We start from the raw sequence: 22,501 nt of genomic DNA, 5'->3' as shown, positions 1-22,501 counted from the left end.
ACGGGCGGCGATCCGGGGTCCTCGGCACCCGAAGATCATCCCACCGCGCGGGCGCTGCTCACGCCATCGCGATCTTGAGCTCCTGAATGCTTACGGTCATGTCGTGACGACCACGACAGCCAAATCCGACCTACCGACCTCGATCAAGGCCACATTACCCGCGGTGCGATGGTGGCCCCTGCTGAGCGTCGCCGGTGCTCTGACAGCCCTGCTCCTCACGCTGTCCGGGCGGCACGGCTACCACCTCGACGAGCTGTACACCAGAGCGGCCAGCTTCCATCTCGACTGGGGGCAGATCGACCAGCCGCCCCTGGTCGCGCTGGTGGCCAGGCTGGAAATAATGGTGTTCGGCGACAGCCTGACGGCATTTCGCATAGTGCCCGCCCTGCTGATCGGGGTGGTCGTGATACTCGCCGCATTCATCGCCCGCGAACTCGGGGCGAATCAGCGAGCCCAGTTGCTCGCCACGATCGCCGCAGCGGCGTCCGGACTCGCGCTGCACACCGGACATATCCTGGGCACCAACAATTTCGACGTGCTCGTCTGGGTCATCGTCTGCTGGCTGGCCATCCGGCTCGCCCGCACCCACGATTACCGGCTGTGGCTGGTCATGGGCGCGGTGGTCGGAATCGGATTGCACGCCAAATACCTCCTCGCCCTGCTCCTGCTCTCTCTCGCGGTGGGAATACTGCTCTGCGGGCCGCGGCAGGCGTTGCGCAGCTGGAAACTGGTCACCGGCGTCGTCATCGCGGCGGTGATCGCGGCACCCGTCCTGGTGTGGCAGGTGACGCACGGCTGGCCGCAGGTCGAGATGTCCAAGGCGTTGTCGACGGCGCTCGACAGCCTGTCCAGGATCTCCTTCATCCCGATGCAGATCCTCATGATCGGCTTGTTCCTGAGCCCGGTCTGGATCGCCGGCCTGGTCGGCCTGCTGCGCCGCCCGCAATGGCGCCCGTACCGATTCATCGGGGTGGCCTACCTCTTCATGGTCGTGCTGCTGCTCGTCATCGGCGGGCAGGCGGCGTACGCCTCCGCCCTGCAGTTCGTGCTGCTGGCCGCCGGATGCGTCATGGTCGAGGGATGGGCACGGACCGTCACGCGTAAAGCCCTGTTCGGGGCGGCGGTGGGCCTCAATCTGGTGACGTCGGCGGTGTTGATGCTGCCGGTGTTCCCCATCCAGACGTATGCCGGCAATCCTGTGCTGCAGGAACTCGCCATCGTCCAGTTCGATCAGGCCGGGTGGCCGGAGCTGACCGCCCAGGCCGCCGCCATCTACCGAGGGCTTCCGGCGGCGGACCAGGCCCATGCCATCTTCTACGGCAACCACTACGGTCAGGCGGGCGCGCTGGACAAGTACGGCCCCCAGTACGGGCTGCCGCACGCCTACAGCGGCCACAACTCCTACGCCGACTTCGGACAGCCCACTGATGACAAGACCGTCGTCATCACGATCGGCGTGGATCGTGCCCAGTTCTCGAAGATGTTCGCCCAGTGCGAGCCGCACAGCACGTTCGACATCGACCTGCCGGTGTCCGACCGGGGGCAGGAGTTCATGGTGTGCCGGCAACCCCGTGAGTCGTGGTCGCGGCTGTGGCCCAAGCTCCGCTGGATCGGTTTCCAGTGCCCGTACACCGCCAAGGCCGTGACGGCGACGAGCACGGAGGGCTGCCTCTGACCAGCCATCGGCGAAAGAGGCCTCCGCTCTGGCGAACCAGGGCGGAGGCCTCTTTCGTACGGGCGATCAGCAGAAGGCGAATCGGGACAGCAGTTCCTCGGGGTCGTCCAGCCTGGTGCCGGAGCAGAGGCCGGTCTTGTCGATGAACCGCTTGAGGTAGCCGGCCCCCTCGGTGCCGCCCGAACCCTTCATGTTCGGCAGGTAGGTGCGGCCGAATCCGTAGTGCCGGCCCCGCCACATCAGCAGGCACCGCTCCACCTCGGTGTACGCGCTGACCACTTCCGCGTCCGCGCCGGCGGCGACCACGTCCCGCAGGGAGCGGAACTCCCGTAGCCGAGGGTCGTTGATCAGGTCGAGGTGGGCGAACCTGGCGTACGTCTCCGCCTTGCGTTCGTCGTAGCCGTACACCACCAGTTCCATCAGGTGGTAGTTCAGCGACTGGACCGCACTGGCGTCCCCGGTCGCGTCCCGGAAGCCGAGGAACAGCTCGGGCGACAGGGTCCTCAGCACGTGGAAGATCTCTTTGAGCAGTTCGGAGCAGGCGATGAGCTGGCCCATCCGGAACATGAACTCGGCGCGGTCGAGGTCGGCCACCGAGATCGCCTGGCGGGCCAGCCCGCGGATCATGAAGAAGGTCAGCTCGCAGGCCTGTACGGAGCGGATGAAGATGTGCTCGTCGTGCTTGTCCGAGCGGCGGAATCCGCAGCAGCGCCTGAGCAGCAGCAACTGCCGTTCGAGCCGTTCGTCCTCGCGCGCGGCGCGCACCAGGTCCGTGCCGCGCAGCGCGCTGTAGGGCGCGACGGACATCGCACCGACCTGATCGATGACCCGATGCAGGCGGAGCAGGCGTTCGGCGATGTGCTCGGGCACCACCCCGTGCCGGCAGGCCTCTCGGCGTTCCAGATCGGCGAGTTCGGTCAGGGTCGCGTGCATCGCGAGCAGGCCACCGCCGAAGGCGTCGTCCTGGCCGGCGAGTAACCGGCCGAAGACGTGCAGCCCGGTGTAGCGGTAGTACTCGGGAATCGCGAGGCGCCGGCTGAACGGACGCGTCAGCAGGCGGATGGTGTCGTTCTCCTCGGTGTCCGGGCCTGCCAGCGCCTCGTCGTAGCGGCGGGAGAGGTCGGCCAGTTCTTCCTGGCTCAGTTCGGCCAGCGCGGTCGTGGCCAGCCGGTCGGCGAGCGCCGTGCTGTGTTCAGGGAAGGTTAATCGAACGGCATCGGTGGTCATCTGTTCCCCACGGGGTTGCGGGCGGTGGTCAATCGCGCCGACCGACCAGGAGGTGCTTGTCGGCGGTGGAGCGGTGCACGGCGCATCGGGTGAATCCGGCGCGTTCCAGCAAGCTCAGGTACTCCGCGGGGGTCCGGTGCCTGCCCTGGGTCTCGAAGTACATCGACAGGTTCATCACCGCGGTGGCCAGCGGGCCCTGCCGGTCCTCGTCGAAGAGGCGTTCCATGACGAGCACGCGGCCGCCCGGCCGGCAGGCGTCGTACGCCTTGCGCAGCAGTTGTGAGCAGGTCTCGTCGTCCCAGTCGGACAGGATGTAGCCGAACGCGACGCAGTCGCCTTCGGGCAGCGGATCCCGGAAGAAGTCGCCGCCGGAGAAGCCCAGCCGATCGCCGAGCCGGTGCTCGCGCGCGGTCTCCGCGAGGTACGGCCCGACCTGGGGCAGGTCGAAAACGGTCGAGCGGAGCCGCGGGTAGGCGAGCAGGGCCGCCACGGAGAACGGGCCGCTCGCGCCGCCGACGTCCACCAGTCGCCGGGCGTGGCCGAGGTCGGCGAGTGCGGCGAGTTCGTGGGAGACGTGGAAACTGAGCTGCCACATCGCGGTGAGAAACCGCCTGGTGGATTCCTCGTCGCGATACAGCGTGGCGAACGGCGCGGGCAGGTCGGCGTCGACCGCGTTCTTGCCGCGCTCGAGATAGGCGGCCAACTGGCCGAACCGGTCCGCCGTGCTGCCGAGCAGATGGTCGACGAACCCCAACAGGTAGCGCGGTTCCCGCCGGTCGAGGTAGGGGCGCACGCCGTCGGCGAGGGCGTACTGGCCGCCGGCCGTGCGATCGAGCACGTTCAGCGAGGCCAGGACGAGCAGCAGCCGGTCGAGGGTCTCCTCGTCGGTCTCCAGCGCGCCCGCGATCTTCGCGGTGGTGGCGCCGGCGTTGTCCGCGAGGTAGGTGAACACCCCGGACCTGTCGGCGAGATGCAATGAGTAGGTAGAATAAATTCCGAAGACGGCACGTTCGAGATGCGCTGGAATCATGGCTGACGGCCAATCCGGTCGATAATCATCAGGCATTCTTGAATGCCTTGGCCGGCGAAAAACGCGCAGGCGAAACTCCGGCAGCCGCGGGCCGCGGATGGTCACGCCGAGCTTTCCCCAGTATTCGCACCGGCTCCGTCGGCGGCTACCTGTTTGACCCGTCGGAGAAAAACCCAGTTCACGGGCGTATTCAGCGAACGGCGCAACCACTGCGGCGAAAATGAACTATTCTTGAGCGCAATACTCGGCGCGGCATTCGATACTTGCGAGGGTGCGGGGTGGCGACGTACGCGGTCCGAATGGATTCGGTAGGCAAGGTGTACGGATCAGGACGGAACGCCGTACACGCGCTCAACGACGTGACAATGGCATTACCGAGAGGTACGTTCACCGCGGTCATGGGCCCGTCCGGCTCGGGCAAGAGCACATTCCTGCACTGTGCGGCCGGTCTCGACCGGACCACGTCGGGAAAGGTCTGGCTGGGCGACACGGAGTTGTCCCGGCTGAAGGAGGACGCGCTGACCGAACTCCGGCGCGAGCGCGTCGGGTTCGTCTTCCAGGCGTACAACCTGCTCGATTCGCTGACCGTCGAACAGAACATCACGCTGCCGTTCCGCCTGGCGGACAAACCCATCCAGCATGATCGTCTGCGCACCGCGTTGGCGGCGGTCAGTCTCAGCGAGCAGCCGGATCGCTACCCGAGCCAGCTCTCCGGCGGCCAGCGGCAGCGGGTCGCGATCGCCCGGGCGTTGATCAATCAGCCGGACGCGGTGTTCGCCGACGAGCCGACCGGGGCGCTCGACACCCGCACCGGCCGGCAGATCCTCGAACTGCTGCGGCAGGTGGTCAAGGAGATGGGGCAGACGGTGCTGATGGTGACCCACGATCCGGTCGCCGCCTCCCACGCCGACTCGGTGGTGTTCCTGGCCGACGGTCGGTTGGCCGGTGAACTGCGCAGCCCCTCGCCCGAGAAGGTGGCCGACCGGATGACTCGTTTAGGCGAATGGTGATATGGCACCGCGCGTGATGTCGAAGCGGGCACTGTCCCTGGCCTGGAGCACGATCAAGGGGCGTAAGGGGGGTTTCGTCGCCGCGTTCCTCGCGGTGCTGTTCGGGTCGGCGGTCATCACCGCCAGCGGGATCCTGCTGGAGACCGGCCTCAGCTCCGGCGTCCCGACCGAGCGATACCGGGCGGCCGCGGTGGTCGTCGGCGCCTACCAGTCCCTGCCGATCGCCGACGACATCGACCCCAGGTTCAGCGAGCGGGTCCGGTTGCCGGCCGCCCGCGTCGGTGAGATCGCGCGGGTACGCGGCGTGCGCGCCGCGGTCGGCGACGTCAGCGTCCCGATGAGCGTGGTGGCCCGGGACGGCCGGGTGCTCGACGGGCCGGACGGCTTTCCCCTGCTCGGGCACGGCTGGCCGACCGCCGTGCTCGGGCCGTTCACCCTGAGCGCCGGGCGGCAGCCCCAGGCGCCGGACGAGGTCGTCCTGGAATCGGGGCTGGCCGGGCGGGCAGGGATCTCCGTCGGCGGCTCGGTGACGTTGACGGTCGGCTCGACCCCGTCGAACTACCGGGTGAGCGGCCTGGTGACCCCGCCGGGCGGGCGGCTGATCCGGCAGTCCGCGCTGTTCCTCACCGATGAGCGGGCTCGGCAGTTGTCCGGGCGGCCGGACCAGGTGGACGCGATCGGCGTCCTGGCCGCCCCGCGGGCCGAGCCCGCCGACCTCGCCGCCGCCATCGAGAAGGCCGTTCCCAAGGTCGTGACCTACACCGGCGACGACCGCAGCGACGCCGAGATCCTGGACATCGGGGCGACGCGCTCGTTCGTGATCGAGCTGGCCCTGTCGTTCGGCGCCACCATGGTCATGGTGGTCGTGATCGTCGTGGCCAGTACGCTCGCGCTGTCCGTACAGCAGCGGAGAAGGGAACTGGCGCTGCTCCGGGCCATCGGCGCGACCCCGAAGCAGGTCCTCGGCATGATCGGAGCCGAGGCGACCCTGGTGAGCGTGGCCGGAGCGGTGCTCGGCGCGGTTCCGGGCATCGGCCTGGGGTTGGTGTTCCACGCGACCTTCGCCGCGGTCGGCGTGTTGCCCGAGGACTTCGAGCTGGTGATCGGCCCGGTCCCCGTGCTGGCCTCCATGGTGCTGTGCGTGCTCGGCGCCCGGATGGGCGGATGGATCGCGGCACGGCGCGCGGCCAAGGTCAGCCCGATCGAGGCGCTCGGCGAGGCGGCGGTGGATCCGCGCAGACTCGGCTGGATCCGGCTGACGATCGGTGTGCTGCTCATCCCGGCCGCCCTGGCGGCCGCGATCGTCCTGCCGATCGTGCTGCCCGGCGAGGCGGCCGTGGACGGCGCGAGCAGCTCCGCCCTGATGCTGGTCATCGCCGTCGCCCTGCTCGGCCCCCGCCTGCTCGGGGGCGCGGTCTCCGTGCTCGGGCCGCGGCTGAACCGGTCCGGGGAGGTCAGCGGGTTCCTGGCGATCGCGAACGCCCACGCCAAGTCGCGGCGGCTCAGCTCGGCCACCACGCCGCTGATCATGGGCGTGACGATGGCCGCCGCGCAGATCTTCAGCGCCACCACCCTGGCGTCCGCCGCGCAGAGCCAGGCCGTCGAGGGCATCCGCGCCGATTACGTGGTCACCCCGAGGTCCGCGGGACTGTCGCCGGACCTCGCCGGCCTGCTCGGCAAGACGGCCGGTGTGGCGGCGGTGACGCCGGTGGTGCGGACCCAGACCATCGCCACCTACACCTCTGACGACAGCCCGCAGTACAAGATCTTCGCGACGCAGGGCGTCGAGCCCGGCGGCATCAAGGCGACCATGGACCTCGGCGTCCTCTCCGGCGACCTCGCCGGCCTGCGCGGCGACACGGTGGCGCTGAGCCGGATCGCCGCGGGCACCATCGGCGCGAGCCTCGGCTCCACCGTCAGCCTGCGGCTCGGCGACGGCGCCGCCGTCCGGACGCGGGTGGTGGCGCTCTATGAGAAGGGTTTCGGCTTCGGCGACGTCACTCTCCCCCACGACCTGGTCATCCGGCACACCACCGACCATCTCGACTCCTGGATGCTGGTCAAGGCGGCGAAGGGCACCGACCTGCGGCCGGCCCTGGCGCGTTATCCGACGGCGGCGGTCGCCGACAGCGGGTCCTTCACGGCCGCGCGGAGCGGCGACGGGGCGGGCGACTCCGCGGTCAGCCTCCTCCTCAACGCGATCCTGCTCGGCTACATCGCCATCGCGGTGGTGAACACGCTGGTGATGGCCACCGTCGCGCGGGTTCGCGAATTCGCCATGCTGCGGCTGATCGGCGCCAAGCGCGCCCAGGTCCTGTCGATGATGCGCCGCGAGACGCGGATCATCGTGGTCGCCGCCGTGCTCATCGGCACACTGGCCGCGATCCCGGCGTTGGTCGGCGTCAGTGTGGCCGTGAGCCGATGGCCGGTGCCGTCGATTCCGCCGCTCGCGTACGCGGGCATCGTCGTGGCCGCCGTGCTCGTCGCCTGGCCGGCGATCATGATTTCCGCGCGGGTCGCCATGCGGCAGAGACCGGTGGAGGCCATCGGCGCCCGCGAGTGAGGCCCGACCACTCTGTTTAGCTGCCGAGTCAATGACGTGGATCTCCCGGCATATTCCGCGGGAAGCTGGCACCCCCAGGTGAAATAAATTCGGAATTCCGCGTGGGGTTGATATCCGTTCCAGCGGCGCGGAATTCTATCGGAGGTCGAACATGTCCGATGATAGGTTGACGCCCACACGGGAATCCGAAGAATTGCCGGCGGGCCCGGTCCCGCTCCGGTTACCGACCGATCGCCGCCGGTCCGGGGTGCGGACATTCTCCCCCGCGACCCACCCGTTCGCGCTTTCTACTGAACTCACCGAAGGACTGCTCGAACTCGGCGCCCGTCACGACACCTCCCTTTTCGTCATCCTGACCGCCGCCTGCCAGGTGCTCTTCGCCCGTTATTCCGGGCAGGAGGACATAGCGGTGGGCACCGAATATCCACCTCATACGCTCCTGCTGCGGTCGCGGGTGGTGGGTACGCAGCCGTTCGACGCCTTCCTGGACACGGTCCGGGAAACGGTGCGCACCGCGTTCGCCGAGCCCGACGTGCGGCACCAGCCCCTGATACGCGCGATGGTGATACAGGGCGACGCGCCGGCGAATCCCGTCGACATCGCGGTGACCTTCGCCGAACAGGCCGGTCCCCTCGCATTGTCGGTCGAATACAACGCCGAGCTGTTCCACGCGGAGACCGTCGAGCGGCTGGCGGGCAACCTCAAGGTCCTGCTGGCGGGAGCGCTCGCCGACCCCGGCCGGCCGGTGTCCGAGCTGCCGCTGCTGACCGAGCCCGAGCGGCGGCGGCTGGTCGAGGAATGGAACGACACCGCCCACGACTATCCGGCGGACCGGTGCCTACCCGAGCTGATCGCCGAGCAGGCCCGCGAGCACCCGGACGAGCCGGCCGTGGTGGCGGGCAACGTGATCCTCACCTACGCCGAGCTGGACGGCCTGGCGAACCGGCTGGCGCACCGCCTCCTGGCCGAGGGCGTGACCACCGAGTCCCGGGTCGGCCTCCTGCTGGACCGTTCGCCCTGCGCGGTCGTGTCGATGCTCGCGGTGCTCAAGGCGGGCGCGGTCTACGTACCCCTGCACGACAGCTATCCGGCGGAACGGATCCGCTGGGTGCTCCGCGACACCGGCGCGACGGTCCTGCTCACCGACCGGACCATGGACACCAAGGCGCGGGCGGCCGGCATCCCGGTGATCGTGGTGGACGAGCCGGACCTCGCCGAGCTCCACACGGACGCTCCCGCGGTGACCGTGCGTCCGGAGCAACTGGCGTACGTGATGTACACCTCGGGCTCCACCGGCACCCCGAAGGGTGTGGCGGTGACCCACCGGGACATCGTGAGCCTGGCCTGGGACCGACACGCGCGCTCGGAGACGCACCGGCGCTTCCTGTTCTTCTCCCCGCACGCCTTCGATGCCGCGACCTACGAGGTGTGGGTCCCGCTGCTGATGGGCGGCCGGGTGGTGGTCGCTCCGGCGGAGCTGAGCCCACAGGTGCTGCGCGGGTTGGTCGCCGAGCACGGCGTGACCGCCGTGATGCTCACCGCCGCCCTGTTCCGCCTGTTCGCCGAGGAGGAGCCGGACTGCTTCGCGGGCCTGCGGGAGGCGTGGACGGTGGGCGAGGCCCCGTCGCTGGCCGCGGTGGAACGGGTCCTCCAGTCCTGTCCCGGCACGGTCGTCCTCAACGGGTACGGCCCCACCGAGACCACGACGTTCGCGACCACCCAGGTGCTGACGCTGGAGCAGGTGCGGGCCGGCGTCGCGCCGATCGGGGGGCCCACGGACAACACGCGGACGTACGTGCTGGACGAGTGTCTGCGGCCCGTCCCCATCGGCGCGCCGGGTGAGCTGTACCTGGCCGGCGAGGGTCTGGCCAGGGGATACTTCGGCCGCCCCGAGCTCACCGCCGGGCGATTCATCGCGGACCCCTTCGGCGCGGGCAGCCGGATGTACCGCACCGGCGATCTGGTGCGGTGGACCGCGGACGGGGACATCGAGTTCGTCGGCCGGGTCGACGACCAGGTGAAGATCCGCGGCTTCCGCATCGAGCTCGGCGAGATCGAGACGGCGCTGCGCCGCTACCCCGGGGTCACCGAAGCCGTGGTGACGGTCCACGACTCCCCCGGGACGCGCAACCTGCTCGCCTACGTGGTGACGAACAAAGCAGACAAAGCGGACGAGACGGAGGAGGCGGAGCTGCGGCGCTTCGCGGCCGAGCGGCTGCCGAGCTACATGGTCCCCTCCCGCTTCATCGTGCTGGACAGCCTGCCGATCTCCAGCAACGGGAAGATCGACAAGCAGGCCCTGCCCGCGCCCGAGGCCGCCCCGCGGCCCGCTGCCGAAGCCGTGCTTCCGCGGACGGACGTCGAGCGGATCCTCGCCGACGTGTGGTCCGAGGTGCTGGGGGTCGAGCGCGTCGGCGTGACCGACGACTTCTTCACCCTCGGCGGAGACTCCATCCTGAACATGAAGGTGGTGTCCAGGGCCCGTGCCCTCGGTGTCCGCCTGACCGGCAAGGACGTCTTCGTCAAGCAGACCATCGCGGAGCTGGCGGCGGCCGTCGAGCTGCTGCCCGCTCCGGTGGACGAGCACCGCGCCGACGACCGGCCGGCCGGCGTGCTGCCGCCGGTGATCGGCGGCGTCGGGGTGGCGGACGTCTACCCGTTGACACCGATGCAGAGCGGCATGCTGTTCGACGCGCTGATGGTGCGCGACTCCGGCCTCCACCTCATCCAGTTCGAGGTGGTGCTGGACGGCGTGGACGACCCGGACGCGCTGGGCCGGGCGTGGCAGCACGCCGCGGATCTCCATCCGATCCTGCGCACCGCCGTGGTCTGGGAGGATGTCGACACCCCGCTCCAGATCGTGTACGAGCGAGCCACGCTGCCCATCACCCACGCCGACTGGCGATCGTTGCCCGAGCACGACAGGCGACGCGAGCTGCGCCGGCTGATCGCCGCGGACCGGGCCGCCGGCGTCGAGTTCACCGAGGCCCCGCTCAGCAGGCTGTCCATCATCCGGCTGACCGACACCAGGGTCGAGGTCATCTGGTCGGTCCATCACATCCTGGTGGACGGGTGGAGCGCCGCCGAGTTGCTCGGGGAGGTCCTGTCCCACTACGGCGGCATCACGGCACCCACGCCCCGGCGCGCGTTCCGCGATTACGTGGAATGGCTGGATCGGCACGACGAACCGGCCGCGGAGACGTACTGGCGCGACAAGCTCGCCGGTTTCGACACGCCCACGAAGCTCTCCTTCGACCGGCAGCCCGGCGAGGGCTACCGGCCTCGGGCGACGGAATCGGTCCAGGTGGAGGTGCCGGAGGCGCTGGCCTCGAAGATCGTCACCTGCGCGCAGCGCACCAAGCTGACGATGAACACCCTGGTCCAAGGCGCCTGGGCGATCCTGCTGTCCCGGCACTGCGGCGAGCGGGACGTGTGCTTCGGCACCACGGTGTCCGTACGGCCCGCCGACCTGGACGGAGCCGACTCGATCCTCGGGATGCTCATCAACACGCTGCCCATCCGGATCGACGTCGACGACCGCCGGGCACTTCTGCCCTGGCTGCGCGAGGCGCAGCGCGAACAGGCGAGCGCCAGAGAGTTCGGCTCGGTGTCGCTTCCCCGGGTGCAGTCGTGGAGCGAGGTGCCGGCCGGGGTCAACCTGTTCGACAGTGTCCTGGTCTTCCAGAACTACCCGTTCGATCGCCGGACGACGGCGGACGGCCTCGAACTCGTCTCCTTCAACCCCGAATTCAGTACGAACTACCCGATCGGTCTCAGCGTCTTCCCCGACGAGACGCTGTCGATGCGGCTGCTCTACGACCCGGAACTCTTCGACGCCGACACCATCGACCGGATCTCCCAGCATCTCCTGGCCCTGCTGGCGTCCTTCGTGGATGACACCGACCAGGTGATCGGCGAGATCCCCATGCTCACCGGCGCGGAGTTCCGGATGATCGTGGACGAGTGGAGCGGCACGACGGCCGACTACTCGATCGAGCGTCGCGTCCACGAGGTGATCGCCGAAGGCGCGCGGCGATGGCCGGCGGCCATCGCGGTGGAGTGCGGTGCGCAGCGGCTGTCCTACGCGGAGCTGGAGACACGGGCGAACCGGCTCGCCCAGTACCTGACCGGCCTGGGCGTCACCGGCAACGTGCTGGTCGGCGTGGCCATCGAACGCAGCCTGGACCTCGTGGTCGCGATCCTCGGCGTGCTCAAGTCCGGCTGCGCCTACGTGCCGCTGGACCCGGACTATCCGCCGCAACGGCTGCGCGTCATGCTCGCCGAGTCCCAGCCGGCGGTGGTGCTGACCCATGAACGTCTCGTCGCGGACCTGTCCGCCGCCGGTGCCCGTACGGTGTGCCTGGACCGGGACTGGCCGGCCATCGCCGCCTGCCCGGACGCTCCGCCGCAGGACACCGGCGGGCCGCGCGACCTCGCCTACGTCGTGTACACCTCGGGCTCGACCGGGCAGCCCAAGGGGGTCATGGTCGAGCATCGCTCGCTGTACAACACGGTCGTGGCGGTGTGCGACCTGTGGCTGACCCGGGAGAGCAGGGTCTTCCAGCTCTGCCCGATGAGCTTCGACGCCGCTTCGCTGGATCTGTTCACCACGCTGGTGAGCGGGGCCACTCTGGTGGCTCCGGTGACGGCGCCGGGGTACGGCGGCGCGCAGCTGATCGAGCAGTTGCGGACGAACATCGTGACGGCCGTGACCATGCCGCCCACCGTCCTGCCGGCCCTCGACGCCGAGGCGCTGTCCGGTCTGGAGTTCATCCGGGTCGGTGGCGAGGTGCTCACCTCCGAGCTGGCCAGAATCTGGTCACGTGGCCGCCGGCTGGTCAACAACTACGGGCCGAGCGAGGGCAGCATCGCCGTCACCCTGTTCCCGGTGGAGCCGGGGACGGAGTACGGCAACGTACCGATCGGACTGCCCATCCCGAACGACCGCGTCTACGTGCTGGACGCGCGGCTCTCCCCCGTTCCGGTCGGCGTCACCGGCGAGCTGTACATCGGCGGCGACGGCGTGGCCCGCGGCTACGTCGGCCGCCCCGCGCTGACCGCCGAGCGCTTCGTCGCGGATCCGTTCGGCCCGCCCGGCGCCCGGCTGTACCGCTCCGGGGATCTCGTCCGGTGGAACCCGGACGGCACGCTGGAGTTCGCCGGCCGGGCCGACGACCAGGCGAAGATCCGCGGTTTCCGGGTGGAGCCGAGAGAGGTGGAGAACGTCCTGTCGCGGCACAAGGGCGTGGCCGAGACGGCCGTGACCATCCACGAGGACGAGGCCGGGAACAAGCGCCTGATCGCCTACATGGTGTCGCCGCCGGGCGCCCCCACGCCTTCCGGCGGCGAGCTGGGCGGGCATCTCGCCGAGTTCCTGCCGGACTACATGATCCCGTCCGCCTTCGTACCGCTGGCGAAGCTGCCGCTCAACCGCAACGGCAAGCTCGACCGCGCGGCGCTGCCCGCGCCGGGCTACCAGGACGACGCCGAGAAGGAGTATCTGCCCCCGCGCAACCCGACGGAAGAGGCGCTGTGCCGGATCTGGTCGGAGGTGCTCGCGATCGACCACATCGGGATCGAGGACAACTTCTTCGACCTGGGCGGCGATTCCATCAGCAGCGTGCGATTGGTGTCGAGGATACGCGGGGCCTTCGACGTCGACGTCTCGCCGCATGACCTCTTCGATCGACCGCGGATCGCGGCGCTGGCCGAGAGGATCCAGAGCAAGATCCTGGAGAACCTGCCGACAGCATCCGGACTCGACGCCTCAGGCAGGATCTGAAGGGACCTCGATCTATGTCCACTTCCTTCGAAGACAAGCTGGCCGCCGTTCCCGCCCATCTCCGAGAGCTCGTCCGGCGCCGGCTCGCCGGCGAGCTGCCGCACCCCGAAGACCGAGAGATCGGCAAGGTGCCGCGAGACGGCGTCCTGCCCATGTCGTTCGCCCAGCAACGCCTGTGGTTCCATGCCGAGCTGGAGCCGGGCAGCGCCGAGTACAACGCGCTGCGGGCACTGCGGCTCCGCGGTGACCTGGACGTCCGGGCGCTGACCGTCGCCCTGAACCACGTGGTGCGCCGGCACGAGTCGCTGCGGACCACGTTCGACGCGGTGGACGGTCGCGGTGTCCAGGTGGTGCACGACCACGTCGACCTGCCCCTCCCGCTGGTAGACCTGTCCGGGCGGGCGTCGGATGTGGAGCAGTGTCTGCTCGACGAGATGAACACGCCGTACGACCTGCGGCTCGGCTCGTTGTTCCGGCCGTCCCTGCTGCGGATGGGCGCGCGGGACCACGTCCTGGTGCTGAGCATGCACCACATCGTCAGCGACGGCTGGTCGATGGGCCGGCTGGCCGGGGAGCTGTCCACGGCGTACACGGCCGAGCTGAGCGGGACCGAAGCCGTACTGCCCCCGCTGCCCGTGCAGTACGCCGACTACGCGGCATGGCAGCAGCACCGGGCGGCCGGCCCCGCGCTCGATGACCAGCTCGCCTACTGGCGGGGCCGGCTGGACCGGATGTCCGCCCTCGAACTGCCCACGGACCGGCCGCGGCCACCGGTGCGTACCTCGGCCGGCGCGGTGCACGTGTTCGAGGTGCCGGAGCCGCTGGTGTCGCGCCTGCGGGAACTGAGCCGCGACAACGGCGCGACGCTGTTCATGCCGCTGGCCGCCGCGACGAAACTGCTGCTCAGCCGCTACTCGGGCGAGCAGGACATCGCTCTGGGCACCGTGACCTCCGGCCGCGGCCGGCAGGACCTGGAGAACCTGATCGGCTTCTTCATCAACACGGTGGTGCTGCGTTCCCAGGTGGACGGGTCGCTGCCGTTCACGGCCTTCCTGTCGCAGGTCCGCTCGACCTTGCTGGAGGCGTTCGCCAACGAGGAGGTGCCCTTCCAGCGCCTGGTCGAAATCCTCCGGCCGGAGCGGGACCCGAGCCGCCCACCGCTGGTCCAGGTCATGGTCAACCTGCAGAACACGGCGGACGGCGCGCCCGCGTTCCACGGGCTGTCGGTCTCGGAGATCCAGCCGCCGATGAACGTGGCCAAGCTCGATCTCACCTTCGACTTCTACGAGGACGCCCGGTCTCTGACCTGCTATCTCGAATACAGCACCGACCTGTACGACCGGGCCACGATCGAGCGCATGAGCCGGCACCTGCTCACGCTGCTGTCCAGCATCACGGGGGCTCCCGGCAGCCCCCTGCACGCGCTGGCCATGCTCACCGAGACCGAGCTCCACGAGCTGACCACCGCGTGGCAGGGCCCCACGGTCCGACGCGGTCCGGCCCGCTGCGTGCACGAGCTGTTCGACGAGCAGGCCCGGCGCAGCCCGGACGCCATCGCGGTGAGCTGCGGCGACGAGCGGCTGACGTTCGCCGGCCTGGCCGCCCGCGCCGACCGGCTGGCCCAGCACCTGGCCGGCCTGGGAGTACGCCCAGGAGTGCTGGTGGGCGTCTGCCTCGAACGCGGCGTGGACGCGGTCGTCGCGTTGCTGGGCGTCCTGAAGGCCGGCGGCGCCTTCCTGCCGCTGGACCCGGACCATCCGGCCCAGCGGTTGACCACGATGCTGGACGACGGCGCCGCCTCCGTCGTGATCACCGAAGCCCGGCTGCGCGACCGCGTCGCCGCGCACCAGGCGACCATCGTGGACCTGGACCGGGACCGGCCGGCGCTGGATCGGCTGCCGGCGGTGCCGCCCGACACCACGGTGACCCCCGACGACCTGGCCTATGTCGTCTACACCTCGGGGTCGACCGGAACGCCGAAGGGTGTGATGGTCGACCACCGCAATGTGCGGCACATCATGCGCGCCTGGGACGCCCGCTACGGCCTGACCCGGCTGCGCGGGCGTTGCCTTTCGGTCTCCAGCCTCGGGGTCGACGTGTTCTTCGGCGACTTCCTGCTGTCCACGCTGTTCGGCGGCGAACTGGTGGTGTGCCCCGCGGACGTGGTGGCCGACCCGCCGGCACTGGCCGCGATGCTGGGACAGGTGGCCCCGGAGATCCTGGTCACCACGCCGTCGCTGGCGAAGGCGGTGTCGCAGGAGCTCGCCTGGGTCGGCGGGAGCCTGGACTCGCTGCGGGTGCTCGCCGTGGGTTCCGAGCCGTGGCTGGCCGACGACTGCGCGAAGCTGCTGGAGCAGGTCGGCCCGGACACCGTCGTCACCAACGCCTACGGCGCGACGGAGACCACCGTCGACTCCACGGTGTTCCAGTTGCGCGCCGACCCGATCGGGCCGGCGGCGATGGTCCCGGTCGGCCGGCCACTGCTCAACACGCGCGTGTACGTACTGGACTCGCGCATGAGCCCGGTCCCGGTCGGCGTCTTCGGCGAGCTCTACATCGGTGGCGACGGCGTGGCCCAGGGCTACTGGAACCGTCCCGACCTCACCGAAAAGCGATTCCTGCGCGACCCGTTCAATCCCGAAGCCAGGCTGTACCGGACGGGGGACCTCGGCCGCTGGCGGGCCGACGGCAACCTGGAGCTCGTCGGCCGGGCCGACGACCAGGTCAAGGTACGCGGGTTCCGGGTGGAGCTCGGCGAGGTGGAGACCGCGATCATGCGGCACACCGGGATCGCCGCCGCGGCGGCCGCCGTCCGGCGGGACGAGACGGGCCGCGACCGCCTGGTCGGCTATGTGGTCCCGGCCGGGGACCGGGCGCCGGATCTGGGTGAGCTGCGGGCCTTCCTGGCCGACATCGTGCCGGATCCGGCGGTGCCCTCCGCCCTAGTGGTACTGGACGCGCTGCCACTGACCGCCGCCGGAACGCTGGACCGGCGCGCCCTGCCCGCCCCGGACCGCGTGGAGCGGGCGGCGGACCGGTACGTGCCTCCCCGGACCCACGTCGAGACCGTGCTGACGGCCGTCTGGGCCGAGGTGCTCGGCGTCGATCAGGGCGGTGTCGGCATCGAGGACAACTTCTTCGGCCTCGGCGGGGACTCGATCCTCGGCCTGCAGGTGGTGTCCCGGGCGCGGCGGGCGGGCCTGCGACTGACCGCGAAACAGATCTTCCTCCACCAGACCGTCGCCGACCTGGCCACGGTGGTGACCGTCGAGGACGTACCGAGGACGGCGTCGGGCCCGGCCGTCGGAGACGTGCGCCTGACGCCGGTGCAGCACTGGTTCTTCGAGGAGTATCCGGACGGAGCCGAGCACTTCAACCAGTCGATGTTCCTGGAACTGTCCGCTGACCCCGACGTCGCGGCGTTGCGCACGGCGTTCGCCGTCTCGCTCGCCCACCACGACGCGCTGCGGCTCCGGGCCGAGCGCACGGCGGACGGATGGCGGCAGCACTACGCGAGCATCGAGAACGGCGAGGTCTTCCGGACGGCCGACCTGTCGGCGCTCGACGAGCCCGGCCAGGACCGGGCGATGCGCGAGGCCGTCATGGAGGCGCAGCGCGGGTTGCGGCTGGACACCGGGCCGCTGGTCAGAGCCGTGTTCTTCGTCCTCGGCCGGGGCAGGAGTCCCCGGCTGTTCGTCACGGCGCATCACCTCGTGGTCGACGGCGTGTCCTGGCGGGTGCTCCTGTCCGATCTGGACACCGCTTACCAGCAGACCACCCGTGGCGAGGACGTACGGCTGGAACCGAAGACGAGCTCGTACCGGGACTGGTCCGGCCGCCTGAGCGAGGCGGTGGCCGCGGGCCGGTTCGAGCCGGAGCTCGCGTACTGGTCGGAGGTCGAGCGGGCCGTCGAGAACGCGGCGGTCCTGCCGGTGGACGGCTCCGGGGAGAACACGGTCGGCTCCGCGCGCACCGTGTCGGTGCGGCTGAGCGCCGAGGCGACCCGGGCCCTGCTGCGGGACGTGCCCGGCGTCTACCGGACCCAGGTCAACGACGTGCTGCTCGGCGCGCTCGCCACGGTGCTGTCCGCGTGGACCGGTGGCGACACGATTCCGGTGGAGATGGAGGGCCACGGCCGGGAGGACCTGTTCGACGACGTCGACCTCTCGCGCACCGTCGGCTGGTTCACCACCCTGTTCCCGGTCGCGCTGACCGTACCGTCGCCGTCGGCGCCGGACTGGGGAGCGGTCATCAAGGCGGTGAAGGAGCAGTTACGCGCGATACCGGCGGCCGGGCTCGGCTACGGCGCGCTGCGTTACCTGAGCAGCGGCGGCACGCTCGGGCAGGGCCGCCCCTGCCAGGTCGGGTTCAACTACCACGGCCGCTTCGACGTGGACACCGACGACGGCGGCCTGGCCCGCGGCTGGCTGCCCAGCCCGGTCGCGGACCGGAGCCCGGACCTGGCCCGGCAGAACCTCATCGAGGTCACCGGCATGGTGCGGCAGGGCGAGCTCGAGTTCGGCTGGGAGTACGCGGCCGGCATCCACCACGAGGCGACCATCGCCCGGCTGGCATCGGAGTTCGTGACCGCTCTCGAGCAGATCGTCGAGCACTGCGCGCGGCCGGGTGCGGGCGGCTGCACGCCGTCGGACTTCCCGCTGGCGGGGCTGGACCAGGACGGCGTGGACCGGATCGCCGGTGACGGGCGGTCGGTGGAGGACGTCTACCCGTTGACGCCGATGCAGAGCGGGCTGCTGTTCCACTCGCTCGGCGCGCACGACACCGACATCTACTTCACGCACTTCGGTCTGGTGCTGGACGGGGTCAGCGATCCGGAGATCCTCGCCGAAGCCTTCCAGCGGGTGGTCGACCGGACGCCGATCCTGCGTACCGCCGTGGCCGGGGAGGAGGTGGGCGAACCGTTGCAGGTGGTGTACCGCGACGTCCGGCTGCCGGTGACCCAGCACGACTGGCGCGGGCTGTCCGAATCCGCGCAGGAGGAGCGGAAGAAGCGGCTGTGGGAGGAGGCCACGCGACAGGAGCTCGACCTGGCCAGGCCGCCGCTGATGCGGCTGCGGATGGCCCGGCTGTCGGAGACCGGCGTCCAGATCCTCTGGTCGTCGCACCACATCCTGCTGGACGGCTGGAGCTTCGCCGACGTGCTGTCGGAGGTGTTCGAAGAGCACGCCGCGCTCACCGGCGACCGGGCGAGCGCGCCGAAGGTCCGCCGCCCCTATCGGGAGTACGTACGGTGGCTGGCCGAGCAGGACAAGACCGCCGCGGCCGACCACTGGCGCCGGACGATGGCCGGCTTCACGGCGCCCACACCGCTCCCGTTCGACCGCGCTCCGGTGCGGGCGCACCAGTCCCGCGACTCGGCCTGGCTGGATCTGGCGCTGTCGCGGGAGCACACCCGGCGGCTGGAGTGGTTCGCCAGGAACGCCCGCCTGACGGTGAACACCGTGATCCAGGGGGCCTGGGCGATGTCGCTGTCCCGCTACAGCGGCGAGCGGGACGTGTCCTTCGGGACCACCGTGTCCGGGCGGCCGGCGGAGCTCCCCGGCGCGGACGAGATGATCGGCCTGTTCATCAATACGCTGCCGGCCCGGGTACGCGTGGAACGCGATCTGGACACGCTGTCGTGGCTGCGGCGGATCCAGGAACAGCAGGTGGACGCCCGGCAGTACGAGTACGTCTCGCTGGCCCAGGTACGCCAGTGGAGCGAGATACCGCACGGCAGCAACCTGTTCGACAGCGTCGTCGTGTTCGAGAACTTCCCCTACGACGACAAAGCGGCGGCCAGGAACGGCCTCCAGGTCCGCGAGATGACCAGCGTGGAGACCTCGAACTACCCGCTCACCTGTGTCGCCTTCATCACCGACGCGCTGCGCATGCGCCTCGGCTACGACCCCCACCTGTTCGACGAGGAAACGGTCCGGCGGTTCTCCGATCACCTGCTCGGGCTGCTGGACGCCATGGTCACCGCACCGGACCGCCCCCTGCGGGCGCTGCCGGTCGCCGGCGACGCGGAGCTGCGCAGACTCGTCGTGGAGCACAACGACACCGCCACCGGCTATCCCGCCCGCTGCCTGCCCGAGATCTTCGCCGAACAGGCCCGGCGGGTACCGGACGCCCCGGCCGTCGTGTGCGGAGAAGCCCGGCTGACCTACGCGGAGCTGGATGCCCGCGCCAACCAGCTCGCCCGCGAACTGGCCGAGTGCGGGGTGGGGCCGGAGGTCCCGGTCGGGATCTGCCTCGAAGGCGGCCTGGACATGGTGACGGCGGTGCTGGGCGTGTTGAAGGCGGGCGGCGCCTACGTGCCGCTCGATCCGGGCTATCCGCCGGAGCGGCTGTCGTACATGCTCGACGACACGGCGGTCCCGGTCCTGCTCACCGCGACCCGGCTGGCCGACCGGCTGCCGGCCACCCGGGCCAACGTGATCTACCTGGACGAACGGCAGGCCGCCATCGCCCGGCATCCCCGTTCGGCGCCGGCGGTCCGCCTGGAGCCGGACAACCTCGCGGTGCTCGTCTACACCTCCGGCTCCACCGGCGTGCCCAAGGGCGCCATGCTCACCCACCGGGGCCTGGTCCGGCTGGTGCTCGCCGCCGGCCCGCACACCTTCGGCGGCGCCGAGATCATCGCCCAGCACCATTCGATCTCCTTCGACGCCTCGCAGAACGAGTTCTGGAACGCGCTGCTCACCGGAGCCTGCCTGGCGGTGCGGCCCGGCGGCTTCCACGCCGTCGACGAGCTGGAGGAGTTCCTGAAGGCCAACCAGGTCGCCGCGATGTCGTTCTCGGCCGGGTTCTTCCACGCCATCGCGGACACCGATCCCGGGATCCTGTCCGGGCTGCGGAAGGTCGTCATCGGCGGGGAGGCGCTCTCGCCGGCGCACTGCGCGCGGGTGCTGGACCGGCTGCCCGACCTGGAGATCGTCAACGCGTACGGGCCCACCGAGTGCTCGGTGACCGCCGGCTGCTTCCCGGTCCGTGCGATCGGGTCGGGGGACACCGTGGTGCCCATCGGCAGGCCGGTCGCCCACGCCACGATCTACCTGCTGGACGACGACCTGAACGTGGTCCCGACGGGAGTCGCGGGCGAGGCGTACATCGGCGGCGACGGCGTCACCCGCGGGTTCTGGGCCCGGCCGTCGATGACGGTGGAGAGGTTCGTGGCCGATCCGTTCGGGCCGCCGGGCTCCCGGATGTACCGCACCGGCGACCTGATGCGGTGGCGGGCGGACGGGAACCTCGAGTTCGTCGGCCGGACCGACGACCAGGTCAAGGTCCGTGGCTTCCGGATCGAGCTCGGCGAGATCGAGAAGGTGATCGCCCGGCACGCCGGGGTCGCCCAGATCGCCGTCATCGTGCGGGAGGACCAGCCGGGGCGCAGACGCCTGGTCGCCTACGTCGTGGCGAAGGCGGGCGCCGGCGTCGAGCCGAAGGAGCTCGGCAGGTTCGTGGCCGGCAAGATCCCGGAGTACATGGTGCCGGCCGCGTTCGTCGTCCTGGACCGGCTCCCGCTGACCCCCCATGGCAAGGTCGATCGCCGGGCGCTGCCCGCCCCCGGACAGGGACTGGCCGACCGCCCGTACGTCGCCCCGCGCACGCCGGTCGAGGAGGCCATGGCCGGCATCTGGTCCGAGATACTCGGTGTCCCCCGGGTCGGCGTGGAGGACAACTTCTTCGAGCTGGGCGGGGACTCCATCCTGAGCATCCAGGTGGTCTTCAAGAGCAGGCGGGCGGGTCTGCCCGTCTCCTCCAGCGACCTGTTCCGGCACCAGACCATCGCGGAGCTCGCCACGGTGGCCGGTCAGGCGGAGCAGATCGCGGCGACGCAGACGGCGGTGGTGGGCGCGGTCCCGCTGACGCCGATCCAGCGGGAGTTCTTCGACACGCACACGGTGGCCCCGCACCACCTCACGCAGTCCATGCTCGTCGAGCTGGCCGCGGACGTCGACGAGGACGCGCTGCGCACCGCCCTGTCGGCCGTGCTGGCGCATCACGACGCGCTGCGGCTGCGCTACGTACGCGAAGGAGACCAGTGGTCGCAGTACAACGCCCCGGCGGAACAGGCCGAGCTGCTGCACCGGCATGACCTGTCGGCCGTGGCCGTGGCCGAGTCGAGGCGTACGCGGGCCATGGACGAGCTGGCGGTCGAAGCCGACTCGACGCTGGATCTGGCCGACGGTCCGCTGCTGCGCGCGCTGCTGTTCGACCTCGGCGCGGGCCGGCGGGCCTGGATGTACCTCACCGTGCACCATCTGGTGATCGACGCGGTGTCCTGGCGGATACTGAACGACGACCTGGACACCGCCTACCGGCAGGCGGCGAGCGGCGAACCGGTGGACCTGGGGCCCAAGACGTCCTCGTTCCAGCAGTGGGCCGACCGGCTCGCCGGGCACGTCAAGGACGGCGGCTTCGACGAGCAGCTCGGCCACTGGGCCGCGCTGCCGGAGAGCACCCCGCTGCCCGCGGACGGCGCCGGCCCGAACACCGTGTCCTCCAGGAGGATCCTGGCGATCTCCTTGACCGAGCGGGAGAGCGCGGCGCTGCTGCACGTGGCTCCCGGGGTGTTCCGCGCCCGGGTCAACGACGTGCTGCTCAGCGCCCTGGCCTGGACGCTGTGCCGGTGGTCGGGCCAGAGACGGCTGGTGATCGAGCTGGAGGGCCACGGGCGGGAGGAGATCTTCGACGACATCGACCTGTCCCGCACGGTCGGCTGGTTCACCAGCTCGTACCCCGTCGTGCTCGACGTGCCGAGCCTGGACGACCAGGACTGGCCGGCGCTGGTCAAGGCCGTCCGCCGGTGCCTGCGTTCCGTGCCCGGCAACGGCCTGGGGTACGGCGCGCTGCGCTACCTCGGGCCGTCCGACTCCGCGCTCGCCGGCCGGGTCTCGCCCCAGGCGCTGTTCAACTACCACAGCCAGATCGACGAGATCACCAGAACGGACGGCCGGTCCCTGTACCACGCCTTCCACGACACCATCGGGCAGGAACAGCACCCCGACGAACAGGTGGTCCACCCGCTGGAGATCGTCGGCGCGGCGGAGGAGGGCCGGCTGATGTTCAACTGGCACTACTCGACCGGCCTGCACGACCGGGCCACCGTCGAACGGGTGGCCGAGGACTTCCTGATGGCGCTGCGGTCGCTCGCCCGCTTCAGCGACCCGGGCATCGAACGGTGAGGCCGCAGGTGGATTCGGAGACC

At 70.4% G+C, this 22,501-nt stretch carries 7 protein-coding genes; 5 read left to right on the top strand and 2 right to left on the bottom strand.

Translation table 11 applies throughout. The features are described 5' to 3' along the window. The first annotated feature begins 103 nt into the window (after window positions 1-103). Complete coding sequence (locus AB0F17_RS57520) at window positions 104-1,675, top strand: glycosyltransferase family 39 protein (RefSeq protein ID WP_358043048.1); 1,572 nt, start codon at window positions 104-106, stop codon at window positions 1,673-1,675. A 66-nt stretch (window positions 1,676-1,741) separates the two neighbouring features. Here AB0F17_RS57520 and AB0F17_RS57515 read toward each other — a convergent pair whose 3' ends face one another. Both AB0F17_RS57515 and AB0F17_RS57510 read right to left on the bottom strand, forming a co-directional pair. Next, on the bottom strand, window positions 1,742-2,902 hold the full coding sequence (locus AB0F17_RS57515) for a tryptophan 2,3-dioxygenase family protein (protein ID WP_358043045.1): 1,161 nt from the start codon (window positions 2,900-2,902) through the stop codon (window positions 1,742-1,744). A 28-nt stretch (window positions 2,903-2,930) separates the two neighbouring features. Further along, window positions 2,931-3,878, bottom strand: a complete 948-nt coding sequence (locus AB0F17_RS57510; RefSeq protein WP_358043042.1) for a methyltransferase — start codon at window positions 3,876-3,878, stop codon at window positions 2,931-2,933. A 353-nt stretch (window positions 3,879-4,231) separates the two neighbouring features. Here AB0F17_RS57510 and AB0F17_RS57505 point away from each other — a divergent pair, with 353 nt between their 5' ends. The 4 genes from AB0F17_RS57505 to AB0F17_RS57490 all read left to right on the top strand — a co-directional run bounded on the left by AB0F17_RS57505 (window position 4,232) and on the right by AB0F17_RS57490 (window position 22,478). Beyond that, complete coding sequence (locus AB0F17_RS57505) at window positions 4,232-4,942, top strand: ABC transporter ATP-binding protein (protein WP_358043039.1); 711 nt, start codon at window positions 4,232-4,234, stop codon at window positions 4,940-4,942. Window position 4,943: 1 nt separating this feature from the next. Beyond that, complete coding sequence (locus AB0F17_RS57500; RefSeq protein ID WP_358043037.1) at window positions 4,944-7,505, top strand: ABC transporter permease; 2,562 nt, start codon at window positions 4,944-4,946, stop codon at window positions 7,503-7,505. Window positions 7,506-7,752: 247 nt separating this feature from the next. Beyond that, window positions 7,753-13,287, top strand: coding sequence for an amino acid adenylation domain-containing protein (locus tag AB0F17_RS57495; RefSeq protein ID WP_358043034.1), 5,535 nt, complete (start codon window positions 7,753-7,755; stop codon window positions 13,285-13,287). A 14-nt stretch (window positions 13,288-13,301) separates the two neighbouring features. Continuing rightward, the gene (locus AB0F17_RS57490; RefSeq protein ID WP_358043032.1) at window positions 13,302-22,478 is read left to right on the top strand and encodes an amino acid adenylation domain-containing protein; all 9,177 of its coding nucleotides are present in this window, start codon (window positions 13,302-13,304) and stop codon (window positions 22,476-22,478) included. Window positions 22,479-22,501 lie beyond the last annotated feature (23 nt).

This window comes from Nonomuraea sp. NPDC026600 (assembly GCF_040638335.1).
Lineage (GTDB): Bacteria > Actinomycetota > Actinomycetes > Streptosporangiales > Streptosporangiaceae > Nonomuraea.
The sequence above is the reverse complement of the archived record's forward strand: the minus strand, read 5'-3'. Positions and strand labels throughout refer to the sequence as shown.

Bases quoted from the DNA above. Each gene is read 5' to 3' on its own strand.
- AB0F17_RS57500 (WP_358043037.1), top strand. From the start codon at position 4,944: ATGGCACCGCGCGTGATGTCGAAGCGGGCACTGTCCCTGGCCTGGAGC.
- AB0F17_RS57515 (WP_358043045.1), bottom strand. From the start codon at position 2,902: ATGACCACCGATGCCGTTCGATTAACCTTCCCTGAACACAGCACGGCG.
- AB0F17_RS57505 (WP_358043039.1), top strand. From the start codon at position 4,232: ATGGATTCGGTAGGCAAGGTGTACGGATCAGGACGGAACGCCGTACAC.
- AB0F17_RS57490 (WP_358043032.1), top strand. From the start codon at position 13,302: ATGTCCACTTCCTTCGAAGACAAGCTGGCCGCCGTTCCCGCCCATCTC.